The 23356-nt window shown below is 43.8% G+C and carries 20 protein-coding genes; 7 read left to right on the top strand and 13 right to left on the bottom strand.

From position 1 onward, the window contains the following. Positions 1 to 52: 52 nt before the first annotated feature. From QWZ07_RS01610 to dsdA, 9 genes are all read right to left on the bottom strand, one after another. Entirely contained in the window at positions 53 to 679 is a 627-nt protein-coding gene (locus QWZ07_RS01610) for a LysE family translocator (RefSeq protein WP_065105689.1), read from the bottom strand. 275 nt (positions 680 to 954) lie between these two features. Further along, positions 955 to 1815, bottom strand: a complete 861-nt coding sequence (locus QWZ07_RS01605) for a delta-class carbonic anhydrase (protein WP_192852592.1) — start codon at positions 1813 to 1815, stop codon at positions 955 to 957. A 360-nt stretch (positions 1816 to 2175) separates the two neighbouring features. After that, the gene (locus tag QWZ07_RS01600) at positions 2176 to 2634 is read right to left on the bottom strand and encodes a hypothetical protein (protein WP_192852591.1); all 459 of its coding nucleotides are present in this window, start codon (positions 2632 to 2634) and stop codon (positions 2176 to 2178) included. 132 nt (positions 2635 to 2766) lie between these two features. Further along, positions 2767 to 3144 carry a VOC family protein gene (locus QWZ07_RS01595; RefSeq protein WP_192852636.1) on the bottom strand — a complete coding sequence of 126 codons (378 nt, stop codon included), beginning with the start codon at positions 3142 to 3144 and terminating at the stop codon, positions 2767 to 2769. A 218-nt stretch (positions 3145 to 3362) separates the two neighbouring features. Next, on the bottom strand, positions 3363 to 5411 hold the full coding sequence (locus tag QWZ07_RS01590; RefSeq protein ID WP_192852590.1) for a M4 family metallopeptidase: 2049 nt from the start codon (positions 5409 to 5411) through the stop codon (positions 3363 to 3365). A gap of 393 nt (positions 5412 to 5804) precedes the next feature. Further along, positions 5805 to 6161, bottom strand: a complete 357-nt coding sequence (locus tag QWZ07_RS01585) for a YbbD-related protein (protein ID WP_192852589.1) — start codon at positions 6159 to 6161, stop codon at positions 5805 to 5807. 222 nt (positions 6162 to 6383) lie between these two features. Beyond that, positions 6384 to 7406, bottom strand: coding sequence for a tryptophan--tRNA ligase (gene trpS, locus QWZ07_RS01580; RefSeq protein WP_192852588.1), 1023 nt, complete (start codon positions 7404 to 7406; stop codon positions 6384 to 6386). Positions 7407 to 7642: 236 nt separating this feature from the next. Next, on the bottom strand, positions 7643 to 8416 hold the full coding sequence (locus tag QWZ07_RS01575) for a hypothetical protein (RefSeq protein WP_192852587.1): 774 nt from the start codon (positions 8414 to 8416) through the stop codon (positions 7643 to 7645). Positions 8417 to 8577: 161 nt separating this feature from the next. Beyond that, positions 8578 to 9909 carry a D-serine ammonia-lyase gene (dsdA, locus tag QWZ07_RS01570; protein ID WP_192852586.1) on the bottom strand — a complete coding sequence of 444 codons (1332 nt, stop codon included), beginning with the start codon at positions 9907 to 9909 and terminating at the stop codon, positions 8578 to 8580. 277 nt (positions 9910 to 10186) lie between these two features. Between dsdA and dsdC the strand changes: the two genes are divergently transcribed. Then, a complete protein-coding gene (dsdC, locus tag QWZ07_RS01565; RefSeq protein ID WP_192852635.1) occupies positions 10187 to 11122 on the top strand; it encodes a DNA-binding transcriptional regulator DsdC in 936 nt (311 codons plus the stop codon). A gap of 149 nt (positions 11123 to 11271) precedes the next feature. After that, complete coding sequence (locus tag QWZ07_RS01560; RefSeq protein WP_102513349.1) at positions 11272 to 12465, top strand: MFS transporter; 1194 nt, start codon at positions 11272 to 11274, stop codon at positions 12463 to 12465. An 18-nt stretch (positions 12466 to 12483) separates the two neighbouring features. Here QWZ07_RS01560 and QWZ07_RS01555 read toward each other — a convergent pair whose 3' ends face one another. From QWZ07_RS01555 to QWZ07_RS01545, 3 genes are all read right to left on the bottom strand, one after another. Continuing rightward, the gene (locus QWZ07_RS01555; protein ID WP_102513350.1) at positions 12484 to 13266 is read right to left on the bottom strand and encodes a helix-turn-helix transcriptional regulator; all 783 of its coding nucleotides are present in this window, start codon (positions 13264 to 13266) and stop codon (positions 12484 to 12486) included. Positions 13267 to 13303: 37 nt separating this feature from the next. Continuing rightward, positions 13304 to 13837: a YbhB/YbcL family Raf kinase inhibitor-like protein gene (locus tag QWZ07_RS01550; RefSeq protein ID WP_065112947.1), complete on the bottom strand. Its 534-nt coding sequence runs from the start codon at positions 13835 to 13837 to the stop codon at positions 13304 to 13306. A 235-nt stretch (positions 13838 to 14072) separates the two neighbouring features. After that, entirely contained in the window at positions 14073 to 15398 is a 1326-nt protein-coding gene (locus QWZ07_RS01545; RefSeq protein WP_192852585.1) for a metal-dependent hydrolase family protein, read from the bottom strand. Between the two features lie 440 nt (positions 15399 to 15838). Here QWZ07_RS01545 and QWZ07_RS01540 point away from each other — a divergent pair, with 440 nt between their 5' ends. The 4 genes from QWZ07_RS01540 (at position 15839) to QWZ07_RS01525 (ending at position 21153) form a co-directional block, all read left to right on the top strand. Beyond that, positions 15839 to 17248: an ATP-binding protein gene (locus QWZ07_RS01540; RefSeq protein WP_192852584.1), complete on the top strand. Its 1410-nt coding sequence runs from the start codon at positions 15839 to 15841 to the stop codon at positions 17246 to 17248. Continuing rightward, on the top strand, positions 17226 to 17876 hold the full coding sequence (locus QWZ07_RS01535; RefSeq protein WP_076670225.1) for a response regulator transcription factor: 651 nt from the start codon (positions 17226 to 17228) through the stop codon (positions 17874 to 17876). Before QWZ07_RS01540 ends, QWZ07_RS01535 begins: the two co-directional genes overlap by 23 nt. Then, positions 17873 to 18691 carry a DUF2861 family protein gene (locus QWZ07_RS01530; RefSeq protein WP_192852583.1) on the top strand — a complete coding sequence of 273 codons (819 nt, stop codon included), beginning with the start codon at positions 17873 to 17875 and terminating at the stop codon, positions 18689 to 18691. Before QWZ07_RS01535 ends, QWZ07_RS01530 begins: the two co-directional genes overlap by 4 nt. Before the next feature lie 119 nt (positions 18692 to 18810). Further along, on the top strand, positions 18811 to 21153 hold the full coding sequence (locus QWZ07_RS01525; RefSeq protein ID WP_192852582.1) for a glycoside hydrolase: 2343 nt from the start codon (positions 18811 to 18813) through the stop codon (positions 21151 to 21153). A gap of 106 nt (positions 21154 to 21259) precedes the next feature. Here the strand turns inward: QWZ07_RS01525 and QWZ07_RS01520 are convergent, their stop codons facing one another. Beyond that, a complete protein-coding gene (locus QWZ07_RS01520; protein ID WP_017105947.1) occupies positions 21260 to 22162 on the bottom strand; it encodes a LysR family transcriptional regulator in 903 nt (300 codons plus the stop codon). 127 nt (positions 22163 to 22289) lie between these two features. Between QWZ07_RS01520 and QWZ07_RS01515 the strand changes: the two genes are divergently transcribed. After that, positions 22290 to 23354, top strand: a complete 1065-nt coding sequence (locus tag QWZ07_RS01515) for an HlyD family secretion protein (protein ID WP_099166694.1) — start codon at positions 22290 to 22292, stop codon at positions 23352 to 23354. Positions 23355 to 23356 lie beyond the last annotated feature (2 nt).

The following is a 23356-nucleotide window of genomic DNA, read 5'->3' as shown; positions in this document are numbered from 1 at the left end:
ATAACAAAAAAGCGAACCTATTGGTTCGCTTTTTTGTTAAGTTAATCCGTGTTTATCTGTTTATCGCGAGATAAGATCCAGCTGCAATCATTATTCCACCAGCACTTTGGTTTAATCTTCTATGTGCGCGTGGCGTTTTAAGTAACGCAGACATTCTGCCCGCGCCCAAAGCAATCAACATTAAACCAGACATCAGCGCAACAGATGCTAAAACGGACACCAAGATGATATCTTGTGAACGTAAAACCGTCAGATCAACGAAAGTCGGTAAGAACGAAATATAAAACAGAATTACTTTAGGATTTGATGCGGAGATCAAAAAGCCTTGTGCGAAACTCGCGAGTGCCGATTTCTGACTTTGTTTGGCAGCGAGCTCCGCTGAACCTTGCACTTCAGGCAGACTCTTAAACATCTTGTAGCCCAAGTAAATCAAATAAGCCGCACCAACGTAGCGAATCACCTCAAACGCAAAAGACCAATTATCAGCAATCGTCGCTAGGCCAAAACAGGCTAAAACAAGATAAATAAGGTCACTGCATATCATGCCTAACGAAAGAGTGATGCATTTACGCCATCCGTGAACCATACCGCGAGCCAAAATAGCGAATACGCCAGGCCCCGGAGTAATACCAAATATAAACATGGCAATAAAGAATGTAACAGCCCCTTCTAGTGACATCCGCCTACCCTCAAATATCATTCAACATAATTAGTTTCGAACGTATCATGGAGCCTTGATTCGAGTAAAGAACGCTTTTTAACAAGGGCGATTCAAACGATTCATGTTTTGAACAAGTGTCACACGTAATTTGCCCGCTAAGCATGACCCACAAAGCTAAAAGCTAAACCCAACGTGTTTTTCGTTAAGACATAAAAAAGGCGAACTCTATGGTTCACCTTTGTATTCATTTAAGACTTAAAGCAATTCAGCCTAGTGTCTACCGCCATATAAATCTAGTTAGCTATTGGTGACAACAGTTCAGGGTTTACGACTATATTTCTCACACCGTGTGCATGGTCTTCGTTAAAATCGTTTCCTTCACACCAGTTACCAACCGTCGCGATATTCACTTTCGCCACTTGTGGACGCACACTCCAAGTCACTTGGAATGGCGAACCTTGTTCATTGTAACCTGGGCCCGTTGTAGAACCTGCGTATTGAATCGCTGAACCGGTATCTTGTGGAATGTTTGGAGCTTGGTGCAAACCGTTGACTTTAGAGTGCTTAGCCAGTGCTTCAAAATCGAGTGCTTGGTCGTCATTCACTAATACGTAAACTTGGGTTTCTACACGCAATTGCGGATTGGTAATCGCATCGTTGAAGCAAGCGCCAAGCGTTTCACCCGGTTCGACTTGTGCGGTTGAATACACGTAATGCACCTCGATGGTGTCGCCCGAATACAAAGAACCATGATCGCTCGGACAAACCTTTCCCTCAAATGGTTTCAGCTCAGCAGAACTTAGCTTGCCTGTGTATTTAAAGCCACTCTGGAAACCTTTTCCATCACCGTTACCAGCGTATTGAGTAAACTCGCCACCTTTATGCTCTGCGTTCTTATGGAAGTGAATATTACATAAGTTCATGGCTGTTGAATCTGGCGCATCCGAAAACAGGCGAGCATTAGTACCCTCAAGTGAACCCAAGTCACGAGGAGCTTGTGGGCCAAAACCTTTTCCTTGAGTATTTTCAGATAGATTCGCTCTTTGCTCAGCGATAACACTGTCTGCTACAGACTCATGGCTCCCCTCAGATGCGTTCGCTTGAGCAGCTAACATAACCATCGCGACGCTTAAAAATGCACTCTTATTCTTCATATCTCTTCCCTAGAATATTGATAACAAAACCTAAATAACGGATTTAACCGCAAACATACTACTATGCTCACAAGTGAATATCAGACATTGTCTTTGTAAGATTAGATTTCACGGCTTACTTTGGGGAGAGTATTAAAACCCTTGATGCATATAACAAGTCAACTACGGTAAATACGGCGTGTCCATTCCAGAATAAACAAATACCTACTTTGCTGACTGTCTCTTGACTCAAGCCGACAGACAAGCAAACGACACGCTATAACCAGAGCTACGACCAGAGCTAACAGTAAGTTTCTGATATAAAAAAGGCGAACCGTTTGGCCCGCCTTATTGACTGATTCGATGTTCTTCGTTCTTCGCTCAACCGTGGCCAGTGGCAAAGATTCCAAAGGTCAGAATATTTAATGTATCTGTCACACCCTCTAACGATTTAATGACTTTCTTAGTCGGCTCATTGTTAAGTAATAGGTAACTTCCAAGCCCTTTCTCATTGTCGGTCTCGACTTTATCTTCAGTCACTTGTTTAGCCGTTACTTTAGAAACATGTACTTGAGATGCACTTCCTTGAGTAGCATTAGCTTGAGAAGCTTCAACTGGTTCAGTTTGTGTCTTGCCGTTTATATTGGATTCTTTAACTAAATCAGCATTTGTCTCATCAGTAGACTCAGCAATGACGTTTAGATTCGTCTCTTCTTCGATAGTGTTAGACAGAGTGTCTTCGTTGCTCAATGTCTTTTCATCGATTTGTTCATTACTCGTTGTGGAGCAAGCGGTTAAGAAAAACAGACTAACGATGAATGTGACTAGGTTTCGCACCATGACGATAAGGCTCGAATTAATAAAACATTGTTCAATTGTAATTTATTTGTCTTGCTACATCTAGCTCAAGCGGCTTTGAGTATGAAGTTATCTACTCGTAAACAAACCAAAAATGAAGTTTGACTCTGAAACCTAGTAATTCGAAATCTCAATCAGATTGCCATCAGGGTCTCGAACATAAACGGAGACAATTTTCCCCGTCGCACCTGTTCGTTGTACTGGCCCTTCTTCTATAGTGACTCCTTGAGCTTCAATATGTTCTATCGCCTTTGCCATTGGTGTATTGGTGATAAAACAAAGGTCAGCACTACCCGCTTGCACGTGCTGCGCTTTTGGTTCGAACTCATTACCTCGTTGATGAAGATTTATCTTTTGGCTGCCAAACGATAACGCTAAGCGACCTTCTCCAAATTGGATGGGTTTCATGCCTAACACGCGCTGATAAAAATCCACCGTCACGGTTAAGTCTTTAACGGTTAACACCAAGTGATCTAAATGACTGATTTCCAATTTAATCATCCTTGTTTCGTCGTTACTAGATATTGCATGCTAAATGCTGAATAAGGCTAAGGCTAAGGCTAAGGCTAAGCCACATACTCTAATGTTGGACGTGCTAACACAAGATCAGCATGCATCTTCACTTCTCACTTTGAACGAATAAAGGGAGCACAGATTGCGCTCCCTTCTCGTCGATTCTAGCTAACTTGAACAGCTTTAAGTCGTTTTAACTAGTAACAAGAACCTTCAAATACCCAGTACCAATAGTTATTGAACGGGTCTGCTCCCCAGTTATCCGCAGACGCAGAGAATCTGTTGCCATAGTATTGAACTGCCGTACCTGCTGGATAATAGTAGCTTGGGTTCCACTCTTGAATATTATCGCACAAACCTTGTGGTTCTGGTTGTGGCTCAGGTTTAGGTGCTTCTAAGTCAGCACTGACCGCAACATACGCATCCATCGAGCCTTTAGAGCCAGAAGCCATCACATATATATCAGCACCCTGTACGCCATTTAGACCACAATATTCACGATTACCTTGATTGGTAGAGGCGCAATCGTAATCATTTACTGATGCTGGTCGACCGACAGCAACGTACATGTCTACATCACCGTATCCATTGTAAGTTTGAACCCAAACTTCATCGGCCGGTGCGTTCTTAAGCACAAACTGTTGCTGATCATCACCTTCTGCCTGAATAGGTGTCGGCATGTTTATCTCTAGATCCACGACGCCAGGAGTTGGTGTTGGTGTTGGTGTTGGTGGATTAGGATTCGGGTTTGGCTGACCAGAACCACAATTTTGTACATCAATGCCCACTTCGTTAAATGCAGATTTCACTGCAGAGGTCTCATAACCTAGCTTTTCAGCGGCTTTGCACACCCCGTTGGCACCTTGTTGGAAATCCGAGTTTGGCGTCCAGTAAAGTTGGTTCGCGGTTGCGTAAGCCTTAAACGCTTTTTTGATGTCCCAACGGTTGCTTGTTGCTAGGTGGTAGAAGGCTTTATTAAAGATCCCTGAACTATGGTGAACATCAATGCCATTGTAATACTGGTTGATGTGACCGATAGACATACCATCTTGGCTCGGTTTGATGAAATAACGCATTGCATCGCTATGCTTCATTACATGTTCACCCATCTTCCAATTGAAACTACCGTGCACATATTCACTTAACGCTGCTGCTGCCACATCCGAGAAAGATTCGTTCATTCCGCCCGACATGCCACGATATTCAAGACCCGAGTTTTGCTCAGTAAAGCCGTGACTCACCTCATGAGCAATCACGTCCCACGTCGCTAATGGATACATGGATTGGTTGCCATCACCAAACGTCATTTGGCGACCATCCCAAAATGCGTTTCCATAGTTCGAGCCATAGTGAACACGCATAGTAAGCTTTTGCTGAATAGGACGTGTGTTCAACCAATCTTGGTACATGTCGAACACACGTTGACCAAAGTAATGTGCATCGTTCATTGGCGCATACGCACCGTTGACGGCACGATAATTATTAACGTTGCTCCCACCATTATCGTTACAACTAAATTGATGTACTTGACCTGAACTCTGCTGGTTGTTCATGTTAAGCGTTATTACGTCTTGGCTGTCCATCTGGCAATACGAGTTGACTTGGAATCCGCCAAACTGCGTATTCGATCCAAAGTAATAACGGCCACTTTTCTGGTTTCCTCCAGGCCCTTCTGCTTCAATGAATGCAATTCCTTCCCACTGGTCGAGCAACTCGCCAGATTTCGCGTCAACGAGTGTAATCGGTCGTGACGGCGCCATACCTTTCGTTTGTAGGAAGTCAATCTTATAAATAAGGCGGGCTTGTTGCTGTTCATCAAGCCAAATTCCAAGTTCAGTATTTGGACTGTGAATGGTCGCTGCCGCTACACCTTGATATTGTGATTTAGCAATAGCGAGTGCTTGCTGAGCGTTGATCATTGGCAATGTTGAGCCGATATCAGCTTCGATATCCGTTAACACTTGTCCATCTACTGCTTTAGCAATGCCCTTCTGGGAAAGATCAACCACTACCGATTGACCGTAAACCGGAATCCCATAGTGGAGTTGTTTCTTACGTAGGAGTGTTGTTGTACCAGTATCCACACGACTTGCATCTTGGTAAGCAAGTGGTTGGCTTACAGCGGTAAAACCCTGTGTTGTTTGATTGAGTACTGTAGATAAATCGACTTGCGAGTAGTCGACAACATTGGCAGCTTGAGAAGTAAACGCTATCGGAAATAGCATTAGTAAATGTGCACCACGCATACGTCACCTTTATAATTATGTTTTTATAAATTCACCCACTGGATGAGCGCGCATCTTAACGATAGAAACTCCATATAAGTAAATACACCCAATTGCATATGTGATATCGATTCAGAACATAGTTCCTAGTACAATTAAAAATGAGAATGGTAGCCAAAAATCAATAATTTCTTATACTTACCAACAACTCAACAAATAGACCTAGAATATGGAGGGGTATCTGATTTTCGATGATACGCACAAATTTCATGCTTCAAATCGTTACGAGATTCAGTATCGATATCGATTGTTAATTAACAGCACCAACTCACCCTCACAAGATTCAACTCCCGCAGTCACACAAGATGGTATCGAGTAAAATAGTGATGAGGGTGTGTTGCCGGTGTTTAGGACTTAGTGTTTGGTTTTGTTGAGCGTGTAAGTGACCAAGCTATCGTCCGTTACCTTAAACGTCCAAGTATTATCGTTGTCGGTAAAGAGATACTCACCCTTTGACGGGGTTTGTGTCAGCTTAGCGATGAACTCGGATAACTGAGGCTCGTATATACGAAAACTCCCTTCAGAGGTGTTGATGTCTAAGTCGTTATTCACTTCAATCTGCGATGTTGAGCTAGGCAATATGTCGGGCAACCAACCTCTATCAAACAAACGATCTTGTTGAGCCAATTGGTAAGTTGCGTACTCGTCATTGACCACGTCAGAACAGCCCGAGGCTAGAAGTAAGATTGGGAGTAATAATTTGGTTTTCATTTAATTCCATCATTTGAAGAAAAGGCCTCGTTCACTCGCCCAGCCATAAAAGCATGAAAAAATCAGCAAGCGCGTAACAAGTGCCGTTACAAAAGCGATGTTATAAATTAATCATTATTCCCATTCAACGTAATTGACTTTATTTACATATAACCCACACTTAAATCATTGATAAATTGAATGTTAGGCACCAGCATTTGTGTGCCATAAATAGCCTTACAATCAGAGTATATTCAGCCCAAACACGCCCTTTACATCAAATAATACATTTGCTGTTCTTTCTCTCGATACCTGCGTGCCTTTACGTAAGATATCAATGAGCTGAGCCTTGTCTTCTAACAGTTCAGTTCGGCGCTTTCTAATCGGTCGAATCATATCCTGTAGGCATTCTTCCAACACCTTCTTAGTTTGACCATCACCTAACCCGCCTCTGCGGTAGTGATCTTTTAGTTCATTGACATAGTCAGCGTCAGTGTGAAAAGCATCAAGATAAGTAAACACGATGTTCGCTTCTACTTGGCCCGGATCTTCGATTCGTAGATGATTTGGGTCGGTATACATAGATTTGACTGCTGCACGAATCTCTTTTTCTGTCGCGCCAAGGTTAATAGCGTTGCCCATTGATTTAGACATCTTACTTTTTCCGTCAGTACTCGGAAGTCGTGAAGCATTGCTAAGCAGCGGTTTACACTCATTTAAGATGGGCTTGCCCGCGAGTGAGTTTACTTTTCTCACGATCTCGTTGGTCTGTTCTAGCATTGGCAATTGATCATCGCCAACAGGAATCAAGGTTGCGTTAAACGCCGTGATATCAGCCGCTTGTGAGATGGGGTAAGTCAGAAAGCCAGCCGGGATTGAACGGCCAAATTCCTTATTCTGAATTTCGCTTTTAACAGTGGGATTGCGTTCCAAGCGAGCAATAGAAACAAGGTTGCTGTAGAACATAGTGAGCTCAGCCAATGCTGGCAGCTGTGATTGGAGACAAATGGTTGTCTTTGTCGGATCGATACCTACCGCAAGATAGTCAGCGACGACATTAAGAATGTTGGACGAAACCTTTGCTGGGTTATGAGCATTGTCGGTAAGGCCCTGCATGTCAGCGACCAGTATTGTTTGGTCGTGATGGTTCTGAAGAGACACGCGTTGCTGTAATGACCCGACATAATGACCAAGATGCAGTGGTCCTGTCGCGCGGTCACCCGTTAAAATAATTTCAGGTTTTTTGGTATCTAGAGTGGTTTTCATAGTTATCTCCAAGTAAAAAAGGCTACTGGAGATAAAAAGAGACGACATTCTTGGTGACATTCTTAACTACCTTCCAGCAGCTAAAGAATGTGAGTATTCCGTGCTGCTCTAGATAGAGCACCACCAAAAGAAAATTGAAGTTGAAGCGGAAGTAAATTTCATCCTAAAAACGTATCAATAATGGCCGTGAGTCACAACCATTATTTACACATTGTCTTACTACAGCCAAAAAAACGTTATTTACACAGAGTCGTAATTCTAGCGAACATGGCTTGATTGACTGAAAAGTGCGTATTCAAAAACGCCAATTGCGCGAGTGCCGATTCAGCCGTTCTGTCATAGCCTTGTGTGAACGTTGGCAATAACTTAGCAAATTGAGGGAAACGCGCCTCTAACCTTCTGTCCGACATAAATTCATCGACGAATTCTGGCTCAGACGTTTCAGTTTGATCGACAAGATCGATCAGACGATCAAGCGCGTAGGATTGAACAAAGCGAGAACCAGAAAGCTTCTCACCTCGATTATATCGGCTCATGCCCACATAAAGATTGGTTAACGCCTCGCCGATGATCCACTCTTGAGAATTCGCTTCAGCCGCACCTTTTGCTGGTGGAACACAACACTGAGTATCAAAGTCGGCTTCTTGCCAAACAATGCGACCTTCAGCAAACGGAATATGCGCTAATTCGTGTGGTTCAAACACGGCAAACTCGCAAAATATTCCATCAGCGTACAAGACTTTGTAGCCATCGACAGTATTTCTCACGGCATAGTCGATTGGAAGAATGTCAGATAACCAATGCAAGCTGTCTAAGAAGTACTGCTTGTGCCCCGTTTGTACTATTGCGAAGAAATCCACATCTGAGTACTGATCCAATCTCTCCGTTTCAATGCCAACAGAACCGAGCCCCAATAAGGCATGCGCCCTACCAGAAGCTTTCAAAGATTCCCCAATGGCATCTAGGCGCTGTAAGAGTTTTTCTGGTGTATTTGGCTGTTGTGCTTGCATCGCTCTATCCCTATCAAGTTGAATGCCACTCAACCTAACTGATAGTTAGAACATCTATGAAGTCAAATTTATAAAATATGTGTTTTAAGTAACGATCTGCGCAACTTATTGCTTCGTTTAAACTCATAAATCATCAACCAGCGTCCGACTTTCTACCTGATTTACACCGAAGACTTAGCTAAATACGCAGCCATTTCTTGCTCTGGCACCATGCCGCCGCCTGTCGCCCACACAAGATGCGTCGCGTTGGCTAACGTAGAGTCATTAATACCTAACCTCGCCAAATACTCACTGTTGTGTTCAACATGCACAGCTCCCGGCATACCCGCCAGTGCAGAAGGCTCCAATTGAATTCCCTCCGCTCGATTCAGTTCACTTAGCAATAGATACATGCGTTCGTCGGTTAACGTGTAATAGCCGTCGAGTAAACGCTCCATTGCTCTTCCAACAAAACCTGAAGCTCGGCCTACTGCAAGTCCGTCTGCGGCAGTTAGGTTATCAATACCCAGATCTTGCACTGAGATTTCGTCATGCAAACCGGTATGGACTCCCAACAACATACAAGGCGAATGTGTGGGTTCTGCAAAGATGCAGTGTACATGGTCACCAAAAGCCATCTTTAAGCCAAATGCCACACCACCGGGGCCACCACCTACACCACAAGGCAAATAAACGAACAGCGGATGGTCTTCATCAACCAGAATCTGTTGCTGTTCAAACTGTTGTTTTAGTCTTTGCCCCGCCACAGAATATCCAAGGAACAGGGTTTGTGAGTTTTCATCATCAATGAAGAAACAACGCGGGTCTTGCTCCGCTTCTTTACGGCCTTGCTCTACCGCAACACCATAATCTTGCTCGTACTCAACCACATTGACGCCATGCTCACGCAGCTTGTTTTTCTTCCACTCTCTCGCATCAGCAGACATGTGAACCGACACTGTAAAGCCTAACTTGGCGCTCATGATGCCAATCGACATACCTAAGTTACCCGTTGAGCCTACGGCAATGCTGTACTGTTTGAAGAAATCACGAAACACTGGTTCTAGCAGTTTGCTGTAATCATCGCTCTCACACAGTAACCCAGCTTCAAACGCTAACTTCTCGGCGTGTGTTAACACTTCGTAGATACCACCACGTGCTTTAATTGAACCCGAGATTGGCAAGTGACTGTCTTTTTTCATCATCAAGCGACCTTTTATCGACGACTGATAATGATCTTCTAATACTGATTTCATCGCTGAAATTTCAATAAGCTCAGACTCAATAATGCCATTGGTCACTTGTGTTTCAGGGAATGCCTGCGCTAAATAAGGGGCAAACCTTTGTAATCGCAGGTTTGCATCTTGAATGTCCTCTTCGCTTAACCCCACGTAAGGTAAACCCTGTTCTAACGTCGTGATGTTTGGGTTAAACCAACTCACCTCTTGCAAAGCGGTCAGTTGCTCCAACAAAGGAAACTTATTGGTCAGTTCAACGATATTCAATTCAGTCATGGTTATCTTCTTTGATAAAGGAGCGATCGATGCTTAAAAAGGTAATTAGTTGAACAAAAGTCCAATCGGCTCAAATCTAATCACAAGGTTTAGTTGCTATTTAAACGCTATATGAGCGTTTGTTCAAACGACAAAAACTCACATTCACATGATGTAGATTCACCTATTATTCCGATTCTTCACTATTTACGTAAAAGAAAGCCACTATGAGTAACTATTCTTCACGCATGGTTTTATAATGTTGTGGTCTGTTCATTCCAACAATGGTGTTTCTAATATGTATAGCCAAGACAATGTGTACTCCAAAAGCCAGCGATTAAACAGTCAACAGCTATCAAAACTGCACACGTTCGAAGTAGCAGCAAGGCATGGTTCATTTTCGTTGGCGGCGCAGGAACTCTCTATGACACCCAGCGCCATATCTCACCGTATCAACAAGCTTGAGCAAGAGATGGATGTTAAGTTGTTTGAACGTGCACACCGCAAGATCTTGCTCACCGCCGAAGGCAAGCGTATCTATGCCGCGTTGAGTCGAACCTTGAACGACTTAAACCAAGAGATTTTGGATGTTAAGAATGAAGAGGTTTCAGGCACGCTGACGATTTATTCACGCCCGACCTTCGCGCAGAGTTGGTTGGTTCCTCGTATTGCTGAATTTAAACAGCGCTATCCCGCGATCACACTAAAACTACTCACCGGCAACGAAAACATTAGCTTTCAAGGCCACGGGATTGATGTCGCCATCTACTACGATGACCAATTGCCCGATAAGCTTTGCTGCCAAACATTTATGCAAGAAAGTATTACTCCCGTTTGCTCCCAAGAGTATGCAGATAACCATGAGCTTCATAACAACCCTGATAACTTAATTAACGCGACCTTACTGCACGATAACCAAGCGTGGAATTATGACTCAAGCCACAGCGAGTGGGCAGTATGGGCGAATGCCAACCAATTTGATGAGGTGAGTTCAGAATCCAATATCGAATTCGACCGATCCGATCTGGCTGTATTGGCTGCGATAAATCATGCGGGCGTAGCCATGGGTAGGCATAGCGTGGTTTCTCAATATATTGAGGCTAGCACTCTTATTGCGCCTTTTAACGCACAACCCATTGTGTGCAAACAACAATATTATTTCGCTACGCCGACAGAGCAGCACTCGCCCAAGGTCGCGCTGTTTATTGATTGGGTCTTAAAACAAGTGACGTAAATCGTCATAAAGTCAGTGAACGTTGAGGAATAGCAGCGTCATTACCGTTTATATGACTAATTAACCTCTTTTTAACAACGGTAATTGTGCAGCAACTCAATGCCCTGTAGGCTAGCCTCTCTTCTCATAAGCAAACAGTAGAGCAACCTATGAGCGCCTCACTTCGTAATAGTATTTTCGTCATGTTAGGGATTCTATTCCTTTCACTTAACCTGCGTGGGCCTTTTACTAGCTTGGCCCCTGTGCTTTCTCAGGTTATGGAAGGGCTCAACCTTAACTCTTCTGCTGCTGGATTCTTAACGGCTTTACCGCTGCTCACGTTCGCCTTGTTTTCGCCGTTAGTCACCAAAATATCTCAACGAATCGGCCTTGAGCCAAGCCTGCTGTTAGCATTAGTTTTGATCACGACAGGTATCACGCTGCGCTCTTTGGGAATTATTCCAACCTTATACATCGGTACGGTGATGATCGGAATGGGCATCGCGATTGGTAATGTTCTTCTACCTGTTGTGGTTAAAATCAGTTTTCCGACACGGATTGCTACGGTTACGTCTCTGTATATCTTTACGATGGGTATTGGTTCGACGTTAGGCTCAAGTTTGATGGTGCCATTTTCAGATCTAACCTTATTTACGCTTACAGGTTGGCAATTAGCACTGTTAATGAACCTCGTATTTCCAATACTGGCTTTGATGATCTGGTTACCTAAAATCAGAAAACGTTCCTCTTCTGCCACCAATAAGAAGCAAGAAGATAAACCGCTACCGATGAAAAAGATGATTAAGAGTAGTGTTGCGTGGCAAGTGACGCTAGCTCTTGGGCTTAACTCATTTACCTTCTACTCTTTGGCAGGCTGGTTACCACAAATCTTGAACGATCTTGGCTATAGCGAAATCGATGCGGGTTACATCTACGGGTTTCTACAGTTTTCAACCATGGTTCCAGGCCTACTTTTACTGCCATTCTTAGGTAAAAACGATAATCAACAATGGCTCATTACCCTTTGTACTTCGAGCGTGTTTATTGGATTGATTGGCCTACTGTATTTGCCTGAGTTTGCGATATTCTGGGTGGGATTATTTGGACTGGCAAACTGTTCGACCTTTATTATTGCGCTTTCTTTTGTGGGTTTGAGAACATCGAATAGCAGCCAAGCGGCTTCACTGTCTGGTATGGCTCAGGGCATTGGTTATGCCTTAGCGGCAACTGGCCCAACTTTGGTCGGTAAGCTTCATGCTTTGACTGATTCTTGGAGTGTGCCCATTCTATTGATCGCTGCGGTCGCGTTTGCTTGTACGATTTTCGCGGCACTGGCCGCAAGAGACAAGAAGATCAATGTGTAACAAGACCTCCCAAGTTCGTTAATTAGTCGTCACTGTTTTAATGTAATCACTCGGCGTTAGACCGAACTTACCTTTAAAGCGTTGACTAAAACGCCCTTCGGATTGGTATCCACAAGACTGAGCCAACATTGCGACATTCTGTTGGCCATGTTGCATCAAATATAAAGCATGGCTTAAACGTACCTCAGCCAGTACTTCTCGGTACTGCTTCCCTTCGTGTTTTAGTTTTCGAATCAGAGTCGCGCGGCTCATTGCAAAATGTTCTGCAACCGCTTCAAGTGGGTGTTTTTCATCTGGCGAACGTGACAGATAATGACTCAATTTCTGGCTAAAAGAGGCATTAGCGCTCACAAACAACTGGTGCAATGCGCCTTTTTCAGCCAACTGTTGATACAAGCCCAGCAGCCAAAACTGTTGTGTCTCTTTGCTCATGCTCTGCACATCAAATGAAAACAGCGCATTCAGTGATTCTTGCAATGCTCGATCAGCGTCTACAGTTGGTAATGATTCACTGCTTGCCCTTTCCTCGCTCAGTTCAAGCATGGCTTGAGTTGGCTGATAGTGGAAACTGAATACACGAGATAGAAAACGGCCTTTATGGGGTAAGTTTTCGAAACTCAGCGAAGCAGACGCCTCACACAATAAGAGCTGAGAGTGAGAAAGATCAAATGGCGACTCTTTCCAAAACAATCGCTTACTACCAGTAATGATCTGAATAATACTCGGGGAAAGAATCCTCACATTACGCAACTTTTGTAGCTGCTCAGCACGAAATGTCGTGACTTGATATTGGTGATTCATCTTTCCCCCTTTCTATACTAAAAAGCTGTGATTATCGTTAGCGAGTATAAGTCGCGGTTAGTTTTGCTTTGTCTAGCGCCATGCTATTCAACGTAAAGCCAACAACGGCAGACGGCGTGTTTTCATCAAGATTCAGTTTGTCTGCTGGCAACGCCCAGACAGTAAATTGGTAACGGTGCATACCGTCATTTTCTGGAGGGCACGCACCACCAAAACCAACCGTGCCGTAATCGATGCGCCCTTCTTTACCACCCAACTTAGAGATATCGACACCACGAGGCAATTCATTTACCGACGCTGGAATATCAAACGCAACCCAATGCCAGAAGCCACTCTCAGTCGGTGCGTCAGGATCATAAGCCGTTATCGCGAAGCTTTTCGTTCCTTCAGGTGCATCTTTCCACATCAACTGTGGAGATAGGTTACCCCCATCACAGCCCCAGCTTGAGTATTCAAATGTTTTAGCCATTGGATGGCCTTCTTGAATATCCTTACTGGTGAGCTCAAACGCTTGTGTGGAGCCTGCTGCTAAAAGACTAAGTACCAATACTGATTTAGTGAATGCTTTCATGATGTGTTCCTCTGATTAGGTATGAGTTAAGTATATTTACTCACACAGGAACGCGCCCAACATTAAGTATCATATTAACTCAAATATAAGCAACCAATGATACTTTTTGATTTCATCCCAATTTAGTCAGGGCTCTATAACGAACAGAACCAACGAAACAAAAAGAAAACAAAAGCAAAACAACCGGAAGTATTAAAACGTTCCGGTTGATCCTTAAGTGCGATTTTTCAGTGGCTTAGTAATACGAAACGACTTCACCTTCAATTTTCACTATCTCTCCATCTTTGATAATGGTTGATAGGTACGTTTTTGGTTGAGCCACGATGTTTATATCATCCAATGGGTTAGCCGAATACAGAAGTACGTCAGCCATTGCTCCTTCCTCAATTACGCCCACTTTGCCATAAGGGTTGCGTTTGCCAGTCAGTTGTAGGATTTCGCTGTTAGTACCCGTCGCTTGAATCAAGATCTCTGCTGGTGTGAACCACTTTTCACGTAAAGCCAAGTCCTGTAGTTGTTGCTCTCGGTTATCTAAACCTTCCAACAAATCGGTTCCCCAACCCGTCTTAACATTGTATTTCTTAATATGGTCAAAGATATTGTCTAGATTATCCCAACCTTGCTTAGCTTTAGGGTAACGTGGGTCGTTTTTATCTATCGTGTCGAGCAGCTGTTTGAACACTAACACTTGGATCGAAGTATAAAGCCCTCTGTTGGCAATCATTGCGAATGTCTCTTCATCGGCCATTGCCGCATGCTCGATGGTTTTTACACCCGCTTTGATGGCTCTTTGAATGCCTTCCGAAGAGTGAGCATGAACCATCACATAAGTACCGTAGTCAGAGGCAACTTTCACTGCCGCTTCTATCTCTTCCAACGTGTATTCGTTCACGTATAGCGGATCTGTGGTAGAGCTAACACCACCCGTTACGGCCATTTTGATTTGTGTGGCACCTTGGTACAGGTTGTTACGTGCAGCTGCCAATACTTCATCGGTGCCGTTCGCTAAAATACCAATGCCCATCTGTTCGATTGGGTCTACTGGACCACCCCACTCTTTAGGTAAGAAGTTCGGGTTTCTGAAATCAATATGCCCTGAATATTGGCCAATCAGAGCCTGTGATGGATAGATTCTAGGCCCCGGTATGAACTTATTGTCGATGGCCATTTTCAACCCAGCGGAATTCCCTGCCGCATCTCGAATCGTTGTGACACCACGAAGTAACATGTCTCCAAGTTCATCTACCGCAATCGCATCAACGTATTGGTTTGGTGCTCGTAAAAGTTGGCCTAAAGGGAGTCCGAGCGTTGAGTGCCAATGGTTGTCGATGAGTCCGGGAGTCATGGTTTTCCCTTCACCATTAATAATCGTCATGTTTGGCAGTGCTGCTAAGTCTTCGCCAATTTGTTTGATGATATTGTCTTCAATGATCACATCCATGTTCTTCTGTAGTTGCTTTGATGTGCCGTCAAAGATGTCCACATCCTGAATAAGAATGTCCGAAGCGAAGCTAGGAGTTTGGACTGCAAGCAAGATGGCGCATGCCAATAATTTTTTCATGAGTAACCTTTACGTCAATTAAAATGAGTCACTGCTCCCCCCTAATATTTGCCAACATATATAGTGGGTGCGTTTTGATGAGGTCACTTTAGCGACCAATAAGATCACTAACATCACAATCGAATAAAAACGTCATTACAATTAAATAAAACGATACAACTCAATTGCTTAAATAAAAATTTCAGATGTGGCTTGTGGGTGTTTTATATGTTTTTTATGTGGGTTTGATATCGTAATTTCTTTATCTATCTTTTCGTTGCGTATGGTTCGTCGATAGGTTCAATTTGATGGTGCCGATTTCAGAACTTACCAAGTTCACGATGATTGATTGGCATGCTAATCACAATTTTAAACAAAAGTGCACTTGTTGACATTCAGGTTACAAAACTTAACCAAAACAATTTAGACTCACCCCAACAACTTTTAACGAGAATGACTGGATGCGCAGGCTGACATTAGCCCTTTGTTTGACCCTTTGGCTCCCTACGCTAGCCAATGCCCAAAGTTTGCAAGACAAGTGGCAAACTCTGTATCAATTGAGCTGGCAATCGTCTCCTATCTCAGTTTCTCAGAAAGAGTTAACCCAATACCCGAAAGCACTTCTTCAGGAAAGCAGCCGCTACCCGGATTTCAACAAATTCAGTTGGGAAGACATCGCCGCACTAGCCTCGATACAAGATCACTGCCGAGCGATTGAAAGTGCCAACCCTTCTTTGAACGATGCCATCGAATTCGAACTCGCTGTGTGTCAGCAACAACCTTTGGATTCAATCTGGTTCGCGGCACACTCAAAACGACACCCTGCAGGTGGTAGCTTCGCTGATCGTTACGTAGCTCGTTACCCAGAAAACAGTGAGCAGATTCATCCGTTTTTGAGTATCAGTAATCCTTTGCATCCGTTATTTTCCAAGCTAGAAAACTTAACCGCACAAGGCAGAGAAGCACTGCTCAATGGATACCGCGCTTGGCAACAAGGTGATGTGCTTTGGTTGAGTGGCGAACAAGGTTGGAAAGCGATTCCATCGGAGATTTGGAAGCCTATTGCCGAGCAACAAGAAGTGACCTTGTCAGGTGAAAGCTGTTCTTTTCGTTACAGTAACCTGTGCCTGAGCGAGTCAAGCAACGACAACCTGATCATGAAAACTCTGATCTTTACATTGCTGTTTACATTGTTATCCGGACTCGGCAGAGTCTTATACCTAAGAACAAAACAACGAAAAGAGAGGCAGTTCATTTTACAGCTTCTTACTCATGAACTGCGCACACCAATTACTAGCCTAGGTCTAACTGTCGAGATGTTCAGAAATCGTTACGACGATTTTCCCGATGAGACCCAAGGGGCAGTTTGGCGTTTAATCTCAGACTATCAAAGGCTTTCTCAGCTCACCGAAAACAGCAAAGTGTATCTAAGTTCGGATCAGTCCGAACCTTTGTTGAAGCAAAATGCATCATTGGAAGAGTGGCTCGACCATGTCTGCGAAAAGCACAATATTGCTTATCAATGTGAAGCAAGAGATGTTGAACTTAACCTGCCTTATTACTGGCTAACCATCTGTTTAGATAACTTGATCAAGAATGCCAAGCAGCACGGACAAGGTAAGGTTTTAGTTAAGGTCTCCCTTGCAGATAAACTGAGAATCGAGGTACAAGATGAGGGTCACTTCCCCTCTTTGATACAACGACTTATTTCAAGAACAACACCGTGCGGCAATCACAAACAAGATAATATGGGCATAGGCCTGACTATTGTCGAACACTTGATGAAGCAAGCGAATGGCCGTCTCATCATTCTCCGTAATCCAACCCGATGTATTTTGGAAATCGCTTATGAACACCCTACTGCTGATTGAAGACGACCCACTGCTTGGGCAAGGCCTCGTCAGCTTCTTTGAGTCCAATGGTTATCAATGCCTTTGGGTGCAAGATGCTCAGAGTGCCAGTAAGCTGTGGTTACGTGCCGATCTCGTGGTGCTTGACCGACAACTTGAAGACGGCGATAGCTTGCGACACTTACCGAATTGGTTACTACTCAAAGCGCTACCTGTAATAGTGTTGACCGCCAAAGTTGAAGTTCAACAACGTGTTGAAGGTTTAATGGCAGGCGCCAAAGATTACGTGACTAAGCCATTTTCGAACGATGAATTGCTTGCTAGAGTCATTACGCAGCTTCGGCCGTTAGGTGTTAGCCACTTAAATTACGCTAATATCCAAATCAACTTGTCGGAACGGATCGCTTATCTGGATGAAAGTCCAATCACGTTGAAACCTAAAGAGTTTCAGCTCTTGGTACTGTTTATTCAGAACCAAAGTCGTGTGTTTCACCGAGATGAGTTGCTCAATAAAATTTGGGGTTATCAAGCATTCCCAAGCACAAGAACCGTTGATAACCACATACTGCGTTTACGTCAAAAGCTACCAACGCTAAATCTAGAGACGCATCGTGGAGTTGGTTATCGTTTGGCTGGGGAATCACAATGAAAGTAAGCTCTCTAACAGCACTGTTCTGCACATTACCCTTTGCGTGTAATGCGGCTTGGTTTACAAACACGCCATTGCAACACACCTATCAATCGCTGCTCGATAATCAGCCGCAAGTGGCATGGCAAGAACTTCAAATCGCGCTTGATCAGGCAGAGCTTAATAGTCAGCTTTGGCTGCCCGTTAAACAAGAAATACTAAGTCGAACTCAATGTGGAACCACTCTTGAACAAAGCGCTGCACCCAACAATCACATCCAAGTCAGCTTTATCAAACGCCACGGTCTTTCATCACAAGGCTATCAGATTAAAGTGTCTGCGGAGCAGTTGAATAAAGCAGTAGACGATCAAACACAGCGTATCTCTTTGGTTTCACCTCAGGGGAAAGTGGTTATCGACGGGCAACTCAATTCAGATGTCGAATATCAAGAGATCGAAACCAGTGAGATGTTCATCAAACCGGAATCGGGTGTTTATCAGTTAACGATAGGTTCGAACAACTACCCTATTATTGTTGCTTTAGACGATAACAAGCGATGGCTAACACTCGAAAGCAAACTCAACGACCCGCGCATTGTGGTAACGCCACCCAAGGTGATCGACAACTGCCCGGACACCAATGTGAGTTGGCAATGGTTTGATGAAAACTACGACATGTTAGGTTTCAAGGTACCAATCAAGTCACTTGAAACAACAGTTCCGACAGAAAGCCCTTCGGCAACTAAAGCCAAACATTTGAGTGCATCGGTTGAAATGTTTGAATACCAAGGTGCGATTGAAATCCAATATGTCCAGCGTGTCGCGATGCCTTTCTAAGTTAAGCTCGCTATACAATGGCATTAAACGCCTAAGGGAAAGAATAGAGACATATAGGTGACAAAACACCAACGCGACTTGGGTGTAATGACCGTACTTACCCTTTACGGAATCTAGATATGGTCAACGTTCGTCATCAACTTAATTTTACGTCTTTTGCTATTGCGGCTCTATTCACGACTTGTGCGCTCTCTGCAAACGCACAAGATAATCAAATCGCCCTTATAAGCAATAGCCACACCACCAACAACGCCAACAACATAGTGTCGATTTCAACAAAAACATTAGCGATAGATTGGAATGGCTTAAGCGTGAATAGCACTGCTTTGACCGTTGATCGTCAACCTCAAAAAGTTACTCACCTAGTCATAAACTCAAAAACCAAGGCATCTTGGACACTCATGCCGAGCGGAATCAATGTTGAAGCTGAGTTGAAGCAAGATAATCTTCTCGTCCAATTCACCTTACCTTCAAACACACAGGTAAAGCGAAATCACCCCATTGAACTCGTTTGGTTTGACCTAGCAGAACAACAAACTCAGACTCTATTTCTGCCCTTTAGTGAGGGGATTCGCGTACCGACCAACAACAAGCAATGGGCCAATTACTTAGTCGAAAACCATTCAGGAAGTAACACCACTCAAGACTTAAAAATGCAATTTTGGACGGTACAACAGAACGATCAATTCATCAGTTATCAGTTGATTAACCCGACAAACAACCAATTGTTCTTTTCTGATGCGCCATCGGATGTGCCATCGGACACGTCCTCTGATGAGAAGACCAAGATTGATATGAGCGCTTCGCACCAATTTACAACGTTGAATCAATCACAGCCTTTTACGGTTCGGATAACACTTGGAGACTCTTGGTTAGATGGCGCTAAACAATACCGAGATTGGCGCATTAAAAATGGACTCTCCGAATCACTTGTCGAAAAGCAAAAGCGTAGCCCTGACGTGAGCAAGCTAATTGGTGCGAGCCACGTTTATCTGTTTGGTAAAGACCCATTGAGCATCCAAGATGTGAGCGATTGGTGGGGATTAAAAGCCTGGTATCTCGAGGGCTCTCAATTAAACATTTCAGGTGAAGCAAAGCGAGAGTTATCCCCTCTGTCTAAAAGCAAAAATTGGTTTAGCCAGTATCACAAACAGCTGCTGTTGGACTCTATTAGCCAGTCATTACAAAGCTTGTATCCTGTTGCAACACCAACACTGGCTGATAACACCATTAAAGCTCAACATACCGCAGCTCAGAGCAAGAAAAGCTGGTTGATTAAGCATGCTTCCTCTTATCTCAATGCACCTGAAACTTGGGGGCAAGCCTTATCATCGGATATGGTCAACAATCTGAACAAAGCAGGATTAAACAAGCTTTGGTTAGGCTTCGATAACTGGATACCAGCTTTCTATCAACCGAATGCCGTTGAACTGGCTAAACAATCTGGTTATCTGGTTGGAACCTATGACTCCTACAACACAGCCATTCCTGCGAAGCTCAATGACAACTGGCTAACCGCCCAATTACCAAAGCCGATGCGTCAAAGTTGTGCTATTGAAATGGCGGATGGCAGTTTGAAAAAAGGATTTCGAGGAAACGGTTTTTACTTGAATCCGAATTGCCATTTGGGTTACGTAAAACAGCGCGCTGTAGACATCATGCGTTTTGGTCACTTCAATAGCCTGTTCCTAGATGTTGATGCGACTGCGATGGCGCGTGAGGACTACAGCGATAACAGCAGTGAGTCGGATATGCTTTCTGCCTTCAATAACCGAATGCAGTGGTTAAGCGAGCAACCAGATTTGGTGCTTGGTTCTGAAGATGGCAATAGCCTGACGACAAAAGGCATCGCGTTTGCACACGGCTTAGAAACGGTCGGCTTTGGTTGGTCAGATAAAGAAATGAAAGAAGACCACCAATCACCTTATTACTTGGGTCGTTGGTATCCAGACCATAAACCTGACTTTTTCTTCAAGTCCGCTAAGGTCAAAGAACCCTACAAGTCATTGCTGTTTTCGTCTCAATACCGAATTCCGCTATACCAAGCCGTATTTCACGACGAAGTGATTAACACCCACCACTGGCATTCAGACAGCTTGAAATTCACCAATGCAAAAGCCAATCGTGATTTGACTGCCATGCTTTACAATACGCCAGCGATGGTTCACTTAACACGAGATGAAGCGTTATCGAGTTCAAGCCCAAGGCTTAAGGCTTTGAAGCACTATCAAGATGGATTTGAGCCAATACATGAGCAGCTATGGGATAAACAATTAGTCGATTTCATATGGTTAGACAATAGCGGTAAGGTTCAACAAACCCTGTTTGATGATGGCAGTAAGATCATCGCGAATTTCTCTGACCAAGCATTTCACCCAAACGGTGTCGATGTTGCGGCAACGTCTATCAAAGCCGTATTAAGTAATGGACAAGTCGTAGAGTGGAAACCAGAGCTCAATTGATCGAACTCTTATTTTTTCGCTAGTGAGTTCTTCAGTTCTTTGGCTTTCTATTTCGGACTAAAGAACTGAATACTTGTGTCGCGACTTAAGAGTGGTTAGAAAAAAGCTACTCATGCTTGCGGCTTTGAAATGCCGTGAGTAGATAATCAATGAATACCTTTTTGCGCTTGGGCATCAGTTGTCTGTCGGCATAAACCAAGCTTACTGAAACTTCCGGCATCTCATATTCTGGCAATAGGCGAACTAACCTACCCGTCTTAAAGTGCTCTCTACAAATAAACTCTGGTAACACCGCTAACCCAAGTCCATCCACACAAGCAGTAAGACACGCAGTAATCGTATTTACCCTCAACTGATAAGGTAAATCGATCAATACCGACTCACCTCCCTCCAACTGCAAATGCCACTTAGGTAAACGAGCAGCTTTATTTACCACTTCAATCAGACGAAATGGAGATTTTAAGTCTGAGGGCGTTTTGATTTCTCCAAACTGTTCCAGATATTCAGGGCTTGCCACAAGCGTTCTTTTTGAAGTGGTGAGATATCGAGACACCAGACTCGAATCCACCAATTCACCAATTTGCGCGTATAGATCAATACCCTCCGCAATGATGTCGACTTCTCGATTGGTCAATTCCAAATTCAAAGTCACATTCGGGTGTTCTTTTAAGAAACTGTGAATGTATTGCGCTAACACTTGATGCCCAAGCTCGACAGGAAGAACCACATTGAGAGGGCCTCTGATCAAGTCTTGATTGGCAGAAACCTCTAACTCAGCTTGGTTCATGATCTCTTGCATCTGCATACTCGACTGATAAAAGCGCTCACCCTCTGGCGTTAACACTAAACTTCGTGTCGAACGAGTGATCAACCTCACACCTAAATGCTGTTCTAACTCTGCCAGTTTTCGGCTGACGGTTGATTTAGTCATGTTGAGCGCCTCAGCGGCATGCGTAAAACTCCCACAATCAACCACTTGTGTAAAAACAGTCACAGCATTCAAGTCCATACTTATCTCCCAAACTCGCTATTAGTTAGATTTTTGCAACAGTGTTTCTCTTTTTTCCTATCTTATCAATCAATGAGATTCATTTACAATTCGTTACATCTAAATAAGAGCAAAAAGAGAAAGAGAAATGACAGAGAACAACAACGCTTCGCAACCAGTAAGCACAAAAAAACGTAAAAAAGCACCGCTTATTGCTACTGCGATCATGCTGTCATTGGGCTTAGCTGGCGCTGGATATTGGTATGGCTATGGCCAGTACTTCGAGTCAACCGACAATGCCTACCTACAAGGCGACATTACCAATATTAGTCCTAAAGTAAGTGGCTATATCGTTAAGTCTTATGTGAGTGATAACCAATCGGTTAAAGAAGGTGATTTGTTGGTTCAAATCGATGACCGTGATTACCAGTCAGCACTCGCTCAAGCCAATGCCCATTTAAGCGTGGTGCAATCAGACGTAAAAAATCTAGTGGCACAACAAACGTTACAACGTAGCAAAATTAACCAAGCAGAAAGCCGTGTCGATTCCGCACAAGCTGAATACGAACGTGCTATTCAGCAAGTGGTACGTTCTCGTAGCTTACTAAAACGTAACTACGCGTCTCAAGATGAAGTCGACAGCATGGCCGCACAGCAAAAAGTCACTCAAGCAGATCTCGAAGAAGCAAAAGCAAACCTCGTTGCGACCAACGATCAATTAACCGTTATTGCTAGTGAGATAGAACAAGCAAACGCATCGGTAACTGAAGCTCAAGCGCAAAGAGATCAAGCACAACTTAACCTTGATTACACCAAAGTGTACGCGCCAGCAGATGGTGTAATTGGCAAACGCAGCGTACGTGAAGGCTTGTTGATTCAAGCAGGCGCGCCATTGATGAGTTTAGTACCAAACAACCAAGTGTGGATTGAAGCTAACTTCAAAGAGACACAGCTAAGCGGCATTCATAAAGGTCAATCCGTAGAAGTTGAATTAGATGCGTTCCCGGGACAACCACTCGAAGGCGTTGTAGACAGCTTCTCCCCTGCTACTGGTGCAAAGTTTGCGCTACTGCCGCCAGAAAACGCGACAGGTAACTTCACTAAAATCGTTCAACGTGTACCGGTGAAGATCATCATTCCAGATCAGCAAGAGTTGAAAGGTCGACTGCTTCCTGGTTTGTCTGTGGTAGCGACCATCGATAAACGAGGCTAGAC

The organism is Vibrio lentus (assembly GCF_030409755.1).
Lineage (GTDB): Bacteria > Pseudomonadota > Gammaproteobacteria > Enterobacterales > Vibrionaceae > Vibrio > Vibrio lentus.
The sequence above is the reverse complement of the archived record's forward strand: the minus strand, read 5'-3'. Positions and strand labels throughout refer to the sequence as shown.

Coding starts and splice junctions, on each gene's coding strand:
- QWZ07_RS01520 (WP_017105947.1), bottom strand. CDS start 22,162: ATGGACTTGAATGCTGTGACTGTTTTTACACAAGTGGTTGATTGTGGG.
- QWZ07_RS01610 (WP_065105689.1), bottom strand. CDS start 679: ATGTCACTAGAAGGGGCTGTTACATTCTTTATTGCCATGTTTATATTT.
- QWZ07_RS01560 (WP_102513349.1), top strand. CDS start 11,272: ATGAGCGCCTCACTTCGTAATAGTATTTTCGTCATGTTAGGGATTCTA.
- QWZ07_RS01590 (WP_192852590.1), bottom strand. CDS start 5,411: ATGCGTGGTGCACATTTACTAATGCTATTTCCGATAGCGTTTACTTCT.
- QWZ07_RS01550 (WP_065112947.1), bottom strand. CDS start 13,837: ATGAAAGCATTCACTAAATCAGTATTGGTACTTAGTCTTTTAGCAGCA.
- dsdC (WP_192852635.1), top strand. CDS start 10,187: ATGTATAGCCAAGACAATGTGTACTCCAAAAGCCAGCGATTAAACAGT.
- dsdA (WP_192852586.1), bottom strand. CDS start 9,909: ATGACTGAATTGAATATCGTTGAACTGACCAATAAGTTTCCTTTGTTG.
- QWZ07_RS01525 (WP_192852582.1), top strand. CDS start 18,811: ATGGTCAACGTTCGTCATCAACTTAATTTTACGTCTTTTGCTATTGCG.
- QWZ07_RS01585 (WP_192852589.1), bottom strand. CDS start 6,161: ATGAAAACCAAATTATTACTCCCAATCTTACTTCTAGCCTCGGGCTGT.
- trpS (WP_192852588.1), bottom strand. CDS start 7,406: ATGAAAACCACTCTAGATACCAAAAAACCTGAAATTATTTTAACGGGT.
- QWZ07_RS01530 (WP_192852583.1), top strand. CDS start 17,873: ATGAAAGTAAGCTCTCTAACAGCACTGTTCTGCACATTACCCTTTGCG.
- QWZ07_RS01600 (WP_192852591.1), bottom strand. CDS start 2,634: ATGGTGCGAAACCTAGTCACATTCATCGTTAGTCTGTTTTTCTTAACC.
- QWZ07_RS01515 (WP_099166694.1), top strand. CDS start 22,290: ATGACAGAGAACAACAACGCTTCGCAACCAGTAAGCACAAAAAAACGT.
- QWZ07_RS01545 (WP_192852585.1), bottom strand. CDS start 15,398: ATGAAAAAATTATTGGCATGCGCCATCTTGCTTGCAGTCCAAACTCCT.
- QWZ07_RS01535 (WP_076670225.1), top strand. CDS start 17,226: ATGAACACCCTACTGCTGATTGAAGACGACCCACTGCTTGGGCAAGGC.
- QWZ07_RS01555 (WP_102513350.1), bottom strand. CDS start 13,266: ATGAATCACCAATATCAAGTCACGACATTTCGTGCTGAGCAGCTACAA.
- QWZ07_RS01540 (WP_192852584.1), top strand. CDS start 15,839: ATGCGCAGGCTGACATTAGCCCTTTGTTTGACCCTTTGGCTCCCTACG.
- QWZ07_RS01575 (WP_192852587.1), bottom strand. CDS start 8,416: ATGCAAGCACAACAGCCAAATACACCAGAAAAACTCTTACAGCGCCTA.
- QWZ07_RS01605 (WP_192852592.1), bottom strand. CDS start 1,815: ATGAAGAATAAGAGTGCATTTTTAAGCGTCGCGATGGTTATGTTAGCT.